The 15,835-nt window shown below is 61.5% G+C and carries 10 protein-coding genes; 1 reads left to right on the top strand and 9 read right to left on the bottom strand.

The genetic code is table 11. From position 1 onward, the window contains the following. Window positions 1–8: 8 nt before the first annotated feature. The 8 genes from G7016_RS17515 to ydiJ all read right to left on the bottom strand — a co-directional run bounded on the left by G7016_RS17515 (window position 9) and on the right by ydiJ (window position 13,536). Window positions 9–809: a hypothetical protein gene (locus G7016_RS17515; RefSeq protein WP_181116996.1), complete on the bottom strand. Its 801-nt coding sequence runs from the start codon at window positions 807–809 to the stop codon at window positions 9–11. A 472-nt stretch (window positions 810–1,281) separates the two neighbouring features. Then, on the bottom strand, window positions 1,282–2,388 hold the full coding sequence (locus G7016_RS17510) for a Gfo/Idh/MocA family protein (RefSeq protein WP_181116995.1): 1,107 nt from the start codon (window positions 2,386–2,388) through the stop codon (window positions 1,282–1,284). A 79-nt stretch (window positions 2,389–2,467) separates the two neighbouring features. Continuing rightward, entirely contained in the window at window positions 2,468–6,238 is a 3,771-nt protein-coding gene (locus G7016_RS17505; RefSeq protein ID WP_181116994.1) for an autotransporter domain-containing protein, read from the bottom strand. A gap of 456 nt (window positions 6,239–6,694) precedes the next feature. After that, on the bottom strand, window positions 6,695–7,150 hold the full coding sequence (locus tag G7016_RS17500; protein WP_181116993.1) for a hypothetical protein: 456 nt from the start codon (window positions 7,148–7,150) through the stop codon (window positions 6,695–6,697). Continuing rightward, complete coding sequence (locus G7016_RS17495) at window positions 7,137–8,627, bottom strand: tyrosinase family protein (protein WP_181116992.1); 1,491 nt, start codon at window positions 8,625–8,627, stop codon at window positions 7,137–7,139. Before G7016_RS17495 ends, G7016_RS17500 begins: the two co-directional genes overlap by 14 nt. Before the next feature lie 197 nt (window positions 8,628–8,824). Then, window positions 8,825–9,850: a UV DNA damage repair endonuclease UvsE gene (uvsE, locus tag G7016_RS17490; RefSeq protein ID WP_181116991.1), complete on the bottom strand. Its 1,026-nt coding sequence runs from the start codon at window positions 9,848–9,850 to the stop codon at window positions 8,825–8,827. Then, window positions 9,847–10,437: a cupin domain-containing protein gene (locus G7016_RS17485; RefSeq protein ID WP_181116990.1), complete on the bottom strand. Its 591-nt coding sequence runs from the start codon at window positions 10,435–10,437 to the stop codon at window positions 9,847–9,849. The genes uvsE and G7016_RS17485 overlap by 4 nt, the downstream gene beginning before the upstream one ends. A gap of 57 nt (window positions 10,438–10,494) precedes the next feature. Continuing rightward, complete coding sequence (gene ydiJ / locus G7016_RS17480) at window positions 10,495–13,536, bottom strand: D-2-hydroxyglutarate dehydrogenase YdiJ (RefSeq protein ID WP_181116989.1); 3,042 nt, start codon at window positions 13,534–13,536, stop codon at window positions 10,495–10,497. 137 nt (window positions 13,537–13,673) lie between these two features. On the opposite strand from ydiJ, the gene G7016_RS17475 reads away from it, so the two are divergent. After that, entirely contained in the window at window positions 13,674–14,558 is an 885-nt protein-coding gene (locus G7016_RS17475) for a LysR substrate-binding domain-containing protein (RefSeq protein WP_181116988.1), read from the top strand. Between the two features lie 3 nt (window positions 14,559–14,561). Here G7016_RS17475 and G7016_RS17470 read toward each other — a convergent pair whose 3' ends face one another. Then, window positions 14,562–15,785, bottom strand: coding sequence for an MFS transporter (locus tag G7016_RS17470; protein WP_181116987.1), 1,224 nt, complete (start codon window positions 15,783–15,785; stop codon window positions 14,562–14,564). Window positions 15,786–15,835 lie beyond the last annotated feature (50 nt).

Below are 15,835 nucleotides of genomic sequence, written 5' to 3'. Positions count from 1 at the left end.
ACAGCCGATCAGTATTTGATGGCGATCCGCGCATCCTTCACCTTATGCACGCGACCAGCGATGTCTGTCTCAAAGGAGACGTTCCCCTCCAGGCGCTTCTGCGCCTTGTCCCAGGTGAAGTCCGAGACATCCAGGCCCCTCCCGATATAAATTCCATGATTGTAAACAAAGAAAGCAGCCCAATCTTTCGCAGGATTCCCGCCTTCATAATTGTCCGGTATCCGTAACAATATACCCTGAGTCGAATCTCCGATTTTTTGGGTAGCTAGCAGCGTCCAGTTGTCGCTACCAGGTTCGAATCTCCACTCATCAGCGAGGAAGGAGCTATCACCGCCCAACAAAGGGGGAGTGATGGAGGCACTTATGTTCCCTGAGCGCTTGGCTGTAGTTAACACAGCGACGTCAACAGCACCGCCCCTTACTTTATAGGCTCTTCCATCAGTGGTCGCCTGCATTTCAAATTCAGCCTTGAACTGATTGGCCGCCCTGTCCCATTCAATGGAGATCTTCCCAGATGTTACAAACGGGGTAACACCTTCATAGGTAAAGGTAGCCCTGACCACTGCTTCGCTATTCGTATTCTGAATCGGGTAAGTACCGTTTTTGATTTCTCGTGGAATCCATAAATAAATGAGATCGGTGCGTCCGGCCGAAACTTCGTCAATCCCGTAGACATGCAGCCGCGTATCCTCAAGGTAAGAATGCGCAGAGGTTTTGAACGACTGTAGCTGACCGTCCCTAACCTCCACCGCAGCTGTCATCTTGCCTGTCAAGGAATCTGCATTGGATTCAGCTCGATGGGTGCTCATGATTTTTCTCCCTTTTTGAAGCGTACGGCGACACGCTTTTCAAGATTGCCGGGCATTTTTCAGCGGTTATCTTTGCGCCTGCCTTTCGCTTTAAAGATTGATCAGCGCGGCAGACCTGGAGCCTACCTCAGGTGCACGCACCGGGCGTCCAGCGCGGTATATCAAGCACCTGTGAGCAAATTAATCCTCACTGTTCATATCAACTAGCTGACAAAGTGACAGGTAGCGCAACGCTATCCTTGTGCACTCTGGAGCCCCCCGAGCGGCTGCAAAGTACGCTTAAGGCAATTGCTATCGGGCTCGGCAGTAAAGGCTTCCACTACCGCTACAGCGGGATGGAAGAGGAAGAAGGGTGTTTTCTAGCCTGCAGGTTCTGGATGATCGACGCCCATGCGATACAAGGGCGCCTTGAAGTGAGGGCTGGGCGGTATCGTCCAGGACCGTTGAGCCGCGCCCGCGCCCATGCCTGAGGTTACTCCGTCGGTGACTCGGTGTTGATGTACGCCGGTGCTTCGGCCAGCGGGAACTGCCGTTGTTGATCCCGGGTGGCGGCGCGCTTCGGAGCCAAGGGCTCAAGCTTCTGAGGCTGGCCTGTAGTCAGCGCCCGCTCGATAGCCTTCACTACCCGCACGTCGCGCCAGCCTTCATCTCCATCGGGTTCCGGCGTTTGCCCTTTGAGAATGCAATCGGAGAAATACGCCGTCTCGCCGGCAAACTGGTCCACCACCGGATGTACGTGCTCTTGCGTGTTGCCATCGAGGGAAGCGCGATAGCGGATGCTTACGCCCTCGCCGTAGCCGAAACAGGGGGACGCTTCAATCTCGCCCTTGCTGCCCAGGAACTGAAAACGCTCCGCGCTGGGAAGGTTGCAGCTGACGGTGAACTGCGCAAGCCGTTCCTCGGGAAAACGCAGCGATACCGTTACCGTATCCCAGGTATTTATGTCATCCCCCGGCGTTTTTACGCCCACCGCGCTGACCTCGATGGGCTCTGCCCCGAACAGCTGACGCACCATGTTGAGCGGATAAGGCCCCATGTCGAATACTGGCCCGGCGGCGAAGCCATTGTGCAGCCGGTGGTTACTGCGCTTGACCGTCTGCGTGAAGGTGGAGGTGAACAACCGGGGTTCGCCGAACTCGCCAGCGTGTACCCGCTCGATCATCTCGAGGGTTCCTGGCTCGCAATGCAGGCGGTAGGCAATCATCAACTTGGCCCCCGACTGTTGCGCGGCAGCAATCATCGCCTTGCAGTCTTCCTCATTGATAGCCATGGGTTTTTCGAGCAATACATGAATACCCGCCTCCAGCGCCGGGACCACGAATTCGCGGTGGCGGAAGTTCGGGGTGGCAACGTACACCGCGTCCACTTCGCCAGAGGCCAGCAGTGCGGGGTATTCGTCATAGCTGTAGCTCTTGAGCGAATACTGTTTAGCCAGGCGGTCGGCTTTTACCGGGTCACCGGTGACCAGGGCGGTCATCACCGAATTGTCGGTCTGGCCGATACCGGGCATGAACGCGCCCTGGGAAATGGAACCTCCCGCTACCACGCCGTAGCGGATCTTGCCGTGTGAATCGGGCATTCACTGTCTCCTCGCTGATTGATCGATACCTTTCACCTGAGCCCCCTGTGGGAACGGAAGTTCAGTTCAATCGCTTGGCTTAGAACGGCACTTTCACGGCCACGGTCGTTGCCGAGTCGTCGTAATCGCTACGGCTTTGTGCGGAGTAGTTGACCGTGAGTTCGGCCCCGCTCGCGGTAAGCGGAGTAACCAGGCTTAGCCCACCCCGCACCAGCCAGGGGCTGGCTTCGCTGCCGCGGGTTTCGAACCGCTGCCCCGGCGCGCCGGCAAAGCTTGCGGTCACACCGTTGGCATCGTTGATGAGGTCCACACCCACGCCGAGATTCAACTGCAGCCGGCTGCCCCCCGGGCTGAACTCGTGCTCCAGCCGGCCATCCAGCCCGGCGATCAACTGGTCCGTCTCGCGGCCTTCGACGGACAGCAACAGCGGCGCGATACTGCTGGAGCCTTGCTCGCGATAGCCTTCGTCCCGGATGTAGTTGTAGTCCAGGCGCGCCGACGGCACGAAACGGGTTGCCTCGCTTAACCTGTAGGCATGGCCCAGGCTGGCGCCCACGGTGGCGAACAGGCTGTCGTATTCGCCCTTCGCTTTGCCGCTTACCCCGGATAGCGCGAGGCTGCGTTCGCCCGCAACGCGATTGTGACCGGCGCCGGCGTAGAGCATGAATTCCGTATCCGGGGCGAGCGTATAGGCGCTGTACCCCGTGAACTGCCAAAGGTCGAGCCGGCTGTTCTGGCCATTGCCCAACGCATCGCCTTGAGTGTCGCCATCGGCATAGGCGAATGCCAGGCCCACGCGCTGGGTACTGGAGGTACGGGTATCTATGCCGATCACCTGGCCGCTCCCGCTACTGCTGCCGCGGGCGCCGCTGGCCAGCGACGTGAAGGGTTTTGACCAAAGTGTCGGGGCCATTCTCAGGCTTGGCAGCTCCGAGGTCACTGGCACCAACCGTTCCTGCAACGCCTGGGATATTTCGCCCAACGCGGCCTGGCTCGCCCGCAGGCTGGCATTGCCCAACGGTAGGGTCTGGCTCAAGGCATTGGCCACCTGGGCCGTGCTGGTCGCCGAAACGAAATAGGGCGCCAGGCTACTCGACGAACCCTTGGCAAACTCGGCATCCAATACGCCCGCTACTCCAGCTGCGGAAGCAAGACCACTGCTGGCGACCGCCGCGCGGGCTCCGGTGGCAGACTTGGCCGCGAGGGTAAGGTCCACCGTGTTGCCGTCTTTCACTGCGCCGAAATCGAACAGCGCCGAGTTGCCGCTTACCGCAAAGGTGCCATCGGACTTCAGCGTACCGGCGCTGAGCACATCCTGAAGCTGGCTTACACGGAAGGGCTGGCTGGCATTGGCAACGTCCACGTCGATAAGCGCCTGGCTCGGCAATGTAGCAGTACCGGTCACCACCAGTTTGCCGTAGTGCGCCTGGTCCAGCACCTCGGTGCGCAACACCCCCCCATTGCGCTGGCTGTAGTCCCCGGTGATGGTCGCCGGCGTGGCGCTGCGGCTGGTGGACGCGGCCAGTACCAGGGTGCCTCGGTTGATGAAGCTGTCTACTGTCCAGCGATCCCGGGCGCGCAAGCTATAGGTGGCGTCGCTGTAGAGGGTGGCGGTGGTGTTCGGCGCGTACACCTCCCCGGCAAAGCGCGCGGTGTCGTTGCCAGCGATGTACAGGTTGTTCAACGTACTGGCGGGGTCGACATAAAGGGAATACTCGCTACCGGAGATCAGGCCGGCATTCACCAGGCCGCCTGCAAGCTCGCTTTCTCCCTGCACCGACACGCCGCGCTCGCGGCCCTTGAGGGTGCCAGTGTTAGTCACGCTCGCCAGCGTACTGTCCGTGACATTCAGCGCCCGGGCGCCGGTGATGCTGCCACGGTTGACCAGGGGGCCGCTGAGCGTGGAGTTGCTGATGTCGAGGGCGTAGCTAGTGCCTGCGCCGATGATCTTGCCGGCATTGGTGAACTCGCCGCCTACTGTGCTCCCGCTGACGCTCAAGCCGCTCCACGCCGTGTCACCGCCCTGTGTGCCAATGGTGCCGTAGTTGGCGAAGCGGCCCTTGATGGCGCTGTCATTAATGCTGGTTTGCGAGAGGTAAGTCAGGATGCTGCCTTGGTTGATGATGTCGCCGTCAATGGTGCTGCCACTGATCGCAGCGCCGGAGCCGCCCACGATGCGGCCCCGGTTCACCACATCGTCACCCACTGTGACAGTCAGCAGGGTGAAGGGATCAACACCGCCGGAAATGTCACCATCGTTGACAACACGACCCTCGACGGTGGAATTGACCAATACCAGGCCACGATCGCTACCTGCGATGCTGCCCCAGGTTTGAACATCGCCGCCAATCCGCGCGAACTGGATATAGGCCCCGTTCTCACCTTTGATATCGCCGGCATTGATCAAGCTACCGCCGATGTCCGTGCCCGAGATGTAGATCGCGTCCCGCCCGGCCTGCAGGCTACCGCTGTTGATCAAATCGCCGCCGATGCTGCCTCCGATCAACTGTATCGCATCCCCGTCTTCCCCCATGTCCTGTTGGGTACTGATGGTTGCGGTATTGGCCAGGTCGCCGCCAATGCGTATGTCGGTGAGCACCAGCCCGTTACTACCATCGATCAAGCCAGTGTTCAGCAAGTCTCCGCCGATCACGGTGCCGCGCTCGCTGAGGATCGCCGTGCCGCCATGCCTGCCTGCATACAGCGAGCCGAGATTCACCAGGCTGCCGCTGATAGTCGTGTCGGTCACGACCAGCGCCGCGTAGCCAGTATTGTTGGTGGTGATCTCACCGCGGTTAATGAAGTTGCCATTGACCGTGTTACGCACAAAATCCAGTGCGCCGGTGCCGCTGTCGATCGTGCCGGAGTTTTCGAAGCCGCCCATTACCGTGTCCTGAATGAACACATTGGAGCCGCCATAGATCCGGCCAGTGTTGAGCAGCCCTCCCTTGAGTGTGCTGCCGCTGATGCCGAAGCCGGTAATGCCCGAGCCGATAGAGCCATAATTGGCGAAGCGGCCCTCTATGGTGGTCCCAGAGATTCGGCTGCCTTGGTCGGAGGCGTAGATAGCCCCATAGTTGATGAAGTCGCCGCCGATGGTGCTGCCGGTGATGATCATCGGTGTAGTCGTACCGCGGATATCGCCGGAGTTGATGAGGCTGCCGCCCAGCTTGCTGTTCTCGATATGCAGCGCGGTCGAGCCGGTGGCGATGCTGCCGCTGTTGCGCAGGTCGCCAGTGATTTCGCTGCCGCTGATCAATAGGCCGTTACGCCCGTAGGCCCCGTTACGTTCGGCGGCGAGCAATCCGCTGTTGCTGAGGTTGCCGATCACCGTGCTGTTGACCAGGCTCAACGCAGCGGCCTGGGTGGAGGTGATGGTGCCGGCGTTCAGCACATTACCCGTGAAGGTGCTTCCCGACAGAACAATGCCCTCGTTCATGCCCTCGATCACGCCCGTTGCGGTGTTCTGAAGTTTTCCGGAAAACACCGTATTGAAGATAACGATGCCCTCTTCCCCAGCCAGCGTGCCGCTGTTGAAAATCTGGTTACGGCCGGGCACTGCGTGTTGCACCACTACCGCCGCCACATCGGCCACCTTGATACCGCCGTCGGCGGTCACCGTGAGCGACTCGTTGCGGCCAAGATTGCACGGCTCGGTTACACGTGTACTCAAGGTGGTGGTGCCACTGCCGCAACTGCCTGCGGCAGCGGCGGCGCCATCGGCTGCCATGAAACTCAGCGCGGCAACGATCGCGAGGCTGAGGCGATGGGGTTGAAACGCGGACGAGTGGAAAACGGCTTTGTGAGAGGAGGTCGACTGCTGAGACTGACCAGGGCTGCGGCTATCCATGGGGCTACCCTGCCTGCTGAGGTATGGAAGCGAAGGTATAGGCAGGGGATTGGATTGTGTCAAAAAACTCAGAAAGTGGTGCAATCCGGATATATTTGAAAGCCCCCGGAACCACCGTAAATCTACTCACATTCTGGCTAGTCGCCGGGTTGAACCAAAGAGCACCGACCTTCATCGGCTATAACAGCAGTGCGCTCCTCAAAAGCGCCCGCATCAGCCACCGGTACCCTAGCAAATGAGGGCCAATCAGGGCGTATCGGGCGCAGTGTAATCGTGTCTCCTATACGGGTGATCTCTAATTCGGAGACGTCCATATAAGCCATTTCTTCGGGGAGCATGATCGTTTGCCCGTCATCGTGTGTGAGAATTGATACCGTACGCATCGCTTACCTCCGTATGCTGTCGCTGCAACTGTAGCTATCTGAGGAGTCTGTACAAGCTCAGTTGCCGTTTCGCTCACCGACCATCGCCCGCGCCTATCACCTCCAGATCAAACACCACCCCGCCCTGCCCTTGCGAAGCGCTCAGCGCAAACCCTACCTTGATGCACAGCGGGTTATCGTCATGCAGTTGCCCGGCGTGGGCCGCGAGCGATACGAGAAAGCGCTGCCAGCGTACACGCTCGTAGGCCTGATAAGCCTGGCGCGGATGGATGGCCAGGCGGGCAAGTTCCACTTCGGTTCCGCCCGGCGGGGCCAGCCACACCGCCAGGCCTGCCGGGCCGGTGGTAGGCGGGGTGAATGCCTGCACCACCACAACCAGCCGTGTATCGCCGTTGCGCAGGCTTTGCAAGGTTTCTACCGGATAGCGCCGGCAGATCACCCCAGGCGCAGCGAGTGTGGCTGTTGCGGCCTGGGCGGAAGCACCTCCCAGGCCGGCCAGCAACAGCAGTGCCCGGCTAAACGAAAACAATTTCCACCGACCCCGGCGTTACCGTGCCCACCTGCGAGGCAGCCACGCCCGGAGCGGGCACGGGCACGATCTGCACCGTGATCTGGTCCCCGGTCAGCAGGCCAGCCTGGGCCAACCGGCGTACCGTTGCCGTGAGGTTGACCTGTGTCGACAGCGCCCCACCATGGCCGGCATGCCCCGCCATCGTATGGCGCAGGAACGACACCGTCCGCACGAAGTGCGGGTCGCTGTCCGGCACGTCCAGGCTGGCTTCCATCAGGTTGATGAACACGCGGAAGGTGTTCACGTTCTCACCCATCACAATATCGCGCAGCACCGCGAACACCTCCCGGTTATTGGGCGGGGTGTCGGTGCCGGCGATCACCGCATCCAGTGTGGACCCCGGCGCGGTCAAGGGCACATCCAATGGGTCGGTCAGCTTCGCTATCCCGGGTTTGGTCTTCTTCACGCGTTTCAGGTTCGAGGGCTGGCTGGGGTCCAGCAATGCCGCCACGTTGCGGTCGCGAATACTCAACAATGCGGCGGCGGCGGTGGCTTCGTTGGTAACAGCGCTTTTTGCCTTGGTGGTAGGCAGGCTGTCGTAGGTGTAGCCCATGTTGATCGTGGAACGCATGTTCTTTACTACGCGACTGTAGAACGTGCCCTGCGGGTTGATGTAATGCTTGAGGAAATTCATGTTCAGCCACAGCGGGTCGGTGCTGTTCTGCCGGCCGAGCGTGTTCCACCACAGCCAGATCCGGTCGATGTTGCCGTGGTGCATCATGAACAACGGGTCCAATGGCGAATTGGGGTTGGGCATGTAGCCGCCGATGTTGTCGTGCACATTGTTGTGCGGCGTACTTTCCAGAATGCCCTGCACGCCGCCACCGGCCGGCACCCATGACGGATCGGTACTGTTTTGCGCCGGGTTGCGGCTGGTGCCGAAGGCCTCGAACACGGTTTCGGCATAGATGCTCTGCATTACCCCCGGGCCGGTGAGCGAGTCGGTCAGTGCATAAGGGCCGGTCAATGTATTGCGGGTGGGTACATACAGTGGGTTGGGCTGGCCGTTGTAGAGCGGGTCGGTGAAGGCAGCCGGGAGGGTGCGCAAGGTTGTCCAATCCCAGTACGGCATGGCGAAATTGGCGTTGCCGGTGAGCGAGGCCGCCGCCCGTTCGTACATTTCCAGATAACCCCTGTGCCATGGCAGGAAATACCAGCTGCCGTGAGGGCACAGGTTGAAGGCGTTGTTGTTGCCATGCTGGTTGGCAAAGGCAATCCAGCTCACCCGGTTACTCTCGGGCCTGGCTTTCATGATGCCCACGAAGTCGCGATAGCACGCCAGGTCGGGGTCGTTCGGCGCCAGGTTGTTCACATTGCGGCGCACCCGCACGGTGGCCGCCGCCAATTGGCGCATGCCGGGCACGATGCCACCGAACACGCACACCGCGCCGGCGCCAAGGGAAAGTTTAAGAAGGGTACGGCGAGTAGTAGCCATGAGCTAGCTTCCTTGTTGAGTCGGTTGAACAACCGGACCCTCGAATTCGCGACGCGCCACAGCCTGAGGCTTACGCCTGAAATGTCCTGGCCAACCGTATAGCCCAACGGCGGGAAGTGGGCAAGGACGGTGGTCGGCGGCGTGTAGATAACGCTATTGCGTCATTTTTCCACCGCCACGCCCCCTTGGTTTCCTGATCAGCTATGCAACAAATACCGCTGATAGAATTCCAGCGTTGCAAGATTCTTTTCCTTGGCTTCGAACATGATGTCGAAACGGTCGAGGAACTGCAGCGCGTACTCGTTGGTTTTGTGGTTCCACATGCGGGCACTGTGTGCGTACAGGTCGCGCTTGTTGACCTTCTCCAGCAGGGCGGGTATTTCCAGCGGATCATCCGGCCCGAACCCCAGCGCCTGCAGGTGTTCGGGCGGTTGCGAGTAATGCATGGCCGGGCGCACGCCGCGCCAGCTGTCGATGATGCGGTTTACCCTGGGGTCATCGGGAGGGATATACACCTCTTCGTTGATCCAGCAGTGATGGATGTCGAGCACTACCGGTGCCAGGTCAGCGATGGCGAGGCAGTCGTTCACGCCATAGGTTTTCTCTTCGTTTTCGAAGGTGATGGTATTGCGTGCAACCTCCGACAGCCGGGGCCACACCGCCCGCACCCCTTCCACGCCGAGGCGGCCGGCAATGTGCACGTTGCATTTGAAGTCCTGAAAGCGCTGGCCATAGCCCATCATGCGGATCATGTCGGCGTGGTACTCGAACTCTGCCAGGCTGTTTTCCACCACCTCGGGCCGGTCGGAACCCAGCACGCAATATTGCCCGGGGTGGAAGGACAGCCTGATGTTTGCGCCGCGCGCGTAGTCGCCAATTTCCATAAAGCGCTGCTGCAGATGCGCTTGCAGGGCTGGGTCCTGATAAAACGCCGTTACGCTGGGGTGGCTATACAACGGCAACAGGTCGCTGCTCAGGCGCAACATACGCAGGGCCGGCGGTAATTCGGCTACATAGGCCAGCAGCCGAAGCTGTGCATCGAGGTTGTGCTCGATCAGCTGGCGCAGTTTTTCCCCGGCCGCTTCCACCGTGGCGCTGCTGATCCAACGCAATGTGGTGGTTCGAGGGTTGAACGCTTTCTCGATCGCTTCCAGTTCCTTTGTCGCCAGGCTGCGGTGCGAATGGCGATACATACAAGCAAAGCCCAGCCGTGCCTCGCTCATGAGTCACCCCACCACAGTGGATGGAACGGCCCCTGGGCGCCGAACACGGGGTCTGACGCGGGATAGGTAGCGTCGGCGATATTGCGCTCCTGTTCAGGGGTTGGCGCTTCACGACAAATGTCGAAAGTAGCCCCCGCCGGATAGGCGCCCACCACAAGAAAGTCCTTGCTGGCGCTGAGCTGGCAGTGCCCGGTACCGGCGGGCAACAAAACCACATCACCCGCCCGCACCTCGGTTTGATAGCCATTCGGCCCACCCAGCACCAACCGCGCTTCGCCACCGGCGATGCCAAGCACCTCATGGGCCGTGGAGTGGAAGTGATGGTAGGTGAACACGCCGTCGCGCCACTGCGCGGGCCAGTGATTGACCTCGAACAGTTGTTCAAAGGCCGCTGCGGGATCGCTGATCTGGGACAGCACCTGCCGGTAGACGATTACCGGTAGGCGCGGATTGTTGGGCACCCAGGCATTACGTTCCAGCTGCACCGCCTCGACCACGGCCAGCTTGCCATCGGCAAGCATGGGCAGGTTGCCCACGGTGAGCGGAACGTCCAGTGGATGTATGAAGGCCTGATGGGGATGGGCCATGGCGTTCTCCTGTCACGGGTGATTACGTGTGGACAGCAGAACGCCGCAGCCTATCAATCAACCCGCCGCCCGTTGCAGCTCCAGCAGGATTTCCAGCGGGTGGCGCAGCTCACGCCCGACCAGGCGTTTGGTCTGGCTGCGGCAGGAATACCCGGTCGCCAACGCCTCACCCTTGTCATCGGCCGAAGGTGCCACCTGCCCTGCCCAGGACTGGCCGAAGATGGTCCGTGAGGTCTCCTGGTTACGCGCTTCATGCCCATAGGTACCGGACATGCCGCAGCAACCGGTGGCCTGAGTCGCCAAGGTAAGGCCCACGCGGCTGAACAGCATCTCCCACTGTTTGGTGCTCGCCGGCGCGTTGGTTTTTTCCGTGCAGTGGGCGAGCAGCCGGTAAGGCTTCGCAACGCTTGCCTCGAGCGTTTCCGGCAACGCGTCCAGCAGCCACTCCTGGGGCAGATCCACTTTCGGCAGCTGCGCAATACCCGGGACCTTGGCGTATTCCTGGCGATACACCAGCGTCATGGCCGGGTCCAGCCCGACCATGCGCACGCCAAACGCGCTCAGTGCCTGCAACTGGCTGGCGTTGCGAATGGCCGCCTTGTTGAATGCGCCGAGGAAGCCCTGCACGTGCAGCGGTTTGCCGTTGGCAAAGAACGGCGCCAGGTACACCTGATAGCCCAGACGCGAGACCAGTTCGATCAGGTTGGCCAACAACGGGGTTTCGAAATACCGGGTGAACGCATCCTGCACCAGGATCACACTGCGGGCACGCTGCGCCTCGGTCAGCCCGATCAGTTTCGCCGGGGTAGCCGGCTGCACGTCCCAGCGGCGCAGGCTGGCGTGGAAGTTGAAGCGGCTGAGCAACGGGCTGTCGACCATGCCCACGCGGCGCGCCAGCACACCCTTGATCACGGATGCGTTCATCAGGCCGTTGTACAGCCCCGGCACCCTTGCCAGGTATGGAATGGTGAACTCCAGCGAACCGATCAGGTAATCCCGCGCCGGGCGCAGGTAGCGGGTGTGATAGAGCTCGAGGAAGCGCGAGCGGAATTCCGGCACGTTTACTTTCACCGGACACTGCCCCGCACAGGATTTGCACGCCAGGCAGCCGGCCATGGCGTCGTATACCTCGTGGGAGAAGTCCTGCTGGCCGGCCTTGCTGTCCCGGCTGTTGCGCCAGCGCTGGGGCAGGGTTTGCCAGAAGCCTGGCTGGCGACGGGCTGGTGACAATACGTCCACCCCGGCCTCGCCTTGCAGCCGCAGCCATTCGCGCACCAGCGACGCCCTGCCCTTCGGGGACTGGGAGCGCTGGCGAGTGGCTTTCCAGGACGGGCACATGGCGTCGTTGGGGTCGTAGTTGTAGCAGGCACCATTGCCATTGCAATGCATGGCGGTGCCGTAGCTCTGCCATACCCGCTCGTCGATGCTGCGGTCCAGATCGCCCCGCAACGTTACCTCATCCACTTTCAACAAGGGCTCGGTGCTGTCGAGCGGCGTGCAGATTTTCCCGGGGTTCAGCTGATTGTACGGATCGAAGGCTGTTTTCAGTGCCTGCAACGAAGGGTAAAGCTCGCCAAAGAACGCCGGCACGTATTCCGAGCGCACGCCTTTGCCGTGTTCGCCCCACAGCAGCCCGCCATATTTTTGCGTAAGCGCGGCGACTGCATCGGAAATAGGCCGCACCAGCGCGGCCTGGGCCGGGTCCTTCATGTCCAGCGCGGGGCGAACGTGCAGTACACCCGCATCCACATGACCGAACATACCGTAAGTGAGGCCATAGCCATCGAGCAGGGCGCGGAATTCGGCGATGTAATCCGCCAGCTGCTCCGGAGGCACGGCGGTATCTTCCACGAAGGGCTGCGGGCGGATCTCACCGTCCACGTTCCCCAGCAGGCCTACCGAGCGTTTGCGCATGGTGTACACGCGGTTCACCGCTTCGTTGCCGGCGGCCAGCGTATGGCCAAGCCGTTCTACGCCCAGGTCCGCTTGCAAGTGCGCAACGAACGCCGCTACCCGCGCCTCGACTTCCGCAGGCTCGTCGCCACTGAATTCCACCAGGTTGATGCCCAGCGTCGGGCGGTCCGGGTCGGCCGGGAAGTACTCCGCCACGCTATGCCACACGATGTCTTTCATCGCCAGCAGCAATACGCGCGAATCCACGGTTTCGATCGACAGCGGCTTGTGCTTGATCAACGCGCGGGCATCACGCAGGGCGTCCATGAAGCTGCCGTAGCGTACGTTCACCAGCACCGAGTATTTGGGGATGGGCAGCACGTTGAGCTTGGCTTCCACCACAAAGCCCAGCGAGCCCTCGGCGCCGCACAACACGCTGTTGAGGTTGAAGCGGCCGTCCGCTTCGCGCAGGTGCGCCAGGTCGTAGCCGGTGAGGCAGCGGTTGAGCTTGGGGAACACCGCTTCGATAAGCGCGGCCTTGGTGGCGTTGATCTCTCGGGCGGTGCGGTACACCTCGCCTGCCCGGCCTTCGCGGGCACACTGGCGCTCCAGTTCGGCCTCGTCGATGGGCAGGCTGTGTACCGCTTCGCCACCCAGCAGGCGCGAATGCAGCTCCAGCACGTGGTCGCGGGTTTTGCCGTAGGTGCAGCTGCCCTGGCCGCTGGCATCGGTGTTGATCATGCCGCCGATGGTGGCGCGGTTGGAGGTGGACAGCTCGGGCGCGAAGAACAGCCCATGAGGCTTGAGTGCGGCGTTGAGCTGGTCCTTCACCACGCCCGCCTCCACACGCACCCAGCGGTTCTGGACGTCGATTTCCAGAATGCGGTTCATGTGCCGCGAAAGGTCGACCACGATGCCGTCGGTGAGTGACTGCCCATTGGTGCCAGTACCGCCACCGCGCGGGGTGAGCTTGATCTGCCGATAGGCCGGCTCGGCCATCAACCGGGCCACCCGCGCCACATCGTCGGCGTCGCGGGGGAACACAGCGGCCTGGGGCAGCCGCTGATAAATCGAGTTATCGGTGGCCAGCACGGTACGGCTGGCGTAGTCGGCGCTGATTTCGCCTTGGAAGCCGCTGGCGCGCAAGGCTTGGAGAAAATCACGGTAGTCGGCTTTCGCAGGGGCCGGGTGCAGCTGGGCGATCATGGTCGCTGCCTCATTATAAGCTGGCTTGCGCTTATTGAATGGATGCGCAAGCCTAGGGATACGGAGTTGTGCCATGTTCGCCGGGCCGGGCGCTAAGCACAAACGGATAATCCTGCACCTATCGATGACTTTTGCGAATGAATCACCGCCGCCTTACCCCATCCATGTCCTTGCTGCTGGCCTTCGAAGCCGCTGCCCGACACGAAAGCTACACCCGCGCTGCCCAGGAGTTGTCCCTGACGCAAAGCGCGGTCAGCCGACAGGTGCAGGCCCTGGAGCAGTTGCTGGGGCTTACCTTGTTCCGCCGTGAAGGCCGCCAGGTGCAGCTCACCGACGTTGGCCGCTTGTATCAGCGCGAGCTGAGCGAGGCTTTGGGGCAGATTCGCAGCGCAACCTTGCAGGCATTGGCCTTTCAATCCGGCACCGGCACGCTGCGCCTGGCCACGCTACCTACGTTCGGCTCCAAATGGCTGCTGCCACGCCTTCAGGATTTTTACCGGGCCCATCCGGGCATGATGGTGCACATTCACTCACGCATCGAAGCCATTGACTTCGCTACCAGCGAAATCGACGCAGCGATCAGTGTGGGGATGGGTGAGTTGCCAGGCCTGATCAGCCACCGGCTGCAGGCCGAACAGCTGGTGGTGATTCTGGGGGTGGAAGGCGCGCAGGCTTTGGGCGAGTTGACGCCTGAGCGCATCAGCGGCCAAGCCTTGTTGACCGTGGCCACCAACCCGCACGCCTGGGCGGAATGGTTCAGCCACCACGGCCTGCCGCACCGAAGCATGCGCCTGGGGCCGAGCTTCGAACTCACCTCGCACCTGATTCAGGCGGTACGCGCCGGCATCGGCGTAGGCCTGGTGCCTCGCGTGCTGGTGGAAGAAGAACTGGCGAAGGGCGAACTCACAAGCGTGGGCGAGCCGGTGGCCAGCAAGCGCAGTTACTACCTGGTGTACCCGCAGCGCAACGAGGCCTTGCCCTCGCTGCGCGCCTTCCGGCAGTGGTTGCTGGGGCAGATCTGAGTCTCAGCTTCTGGCCTGGGTGGACGGCAGCAATACGGTGAGGATGCCCAACAGTGGCAGGTACGAACACAGCGTGTACACGTACTCGATGCCATGCACGTCGGCCAGCTGGCCCAGCAAGGCGGCGCCGATACCGCCGAAACCAAACATCAGGCCGAAGAACACACCGGCGATCATGCCAACGTTGCCAGGGAGCAATTCCTGGGCGTACACCACGATGGCGGAAAATGCAGACGCCAGGATGAAGCCGATCACCACGCTCAGCACGCTGGTCCAGAACAGGTCCACGTAGGGCAGCATCAGCGTGAAGGGTGCCGCGCCCAGAATGGAGAACCAGATCACCGTCTTGCGCCCGATGCGGTCGCCGATCGGCCCGCCAAAGAAGGTGCCCGCCGCCACCGCGCCGAGGAACAGGAACAGGTGCAACTGCGAACTGGCCACCGACAGGTCGAACTTTTCGATCAGGTAAAAGGTGAAATAGCTGGTAAAGCTGGCCATGTAGAAATACTTGGAGAACACCAGCAGCGCCAGCACGGCCAGCGCCCCGGTGATGCGCCCACGGGAAAGGCCATGTGTTGCGACCTTGCCGCGTTTGGCTGCAAAAGTATTGAGATGGCCTCGATACCAGCGGCTCAGCCCATACAGCACGCCGATGGCCGCCACCGCAAACACGGCGAACCACGCCACATTGCCTTGGCCGAAGGGAATGACAATGGCCGCCGCGAGCAGGGGGCCGAATGCAGAGCCGGTATTGCCGCCGACCTGGAACGTGGACTGCGCCAGCCCGAAGCGCCCGCCGGACGCCAGCCTTGCCACGCGGGAGGTTTCCGGGTGGAAGGTCGAGGAGCCGATCCCGATCAACGCGGAGGCCAGGAGGATCATCTCGAAACTGCCCACCATGGACAGCATCAACACGCCAATCAACGTACAGACCATGCCGGCAGGCAGCAGGAACGGTTTGGGATGGCGGTCGGTATAGAAGCCGATCCAGGGCTGCAGCAGCGAAGCCGTGATCTGGAACGTGAGCGTAATCAACCCTACCTGGGTAAAGCTCAACCCATAGTTGGCCTTGAGCATGGGGTAGATCGACGGCAGCACGGCCTGGATCAGGTCGTTGATCAAATGAGCCAGCGCACAGGCGGCGATGACTTTCATCACCAGTGGGCTGGTGGCCGGTGTTGCGGGAGAGGGGGTTACCGCACTAGCACTGGTAGACGCGAGAGCCATGGATCACCTGAGGTCAAAGGGCGCATTGTTCAGGTGCGCCACTGTGACAT

This window comes from Pseudomonas japonica, assembly GCF_013522925.1.
In the GTDB taxonomy this organism is placed as follows: Bacteria; Pseudomonadota; Gammaproteobacteria; order Pseudomonadales; family Pseudomonadaceae; genus Aquipseudomonas; species Aquipseudomonas japonica_A.
This window is presented reverse-complemented; position numbering and strand designations above follow the sequence as displayed.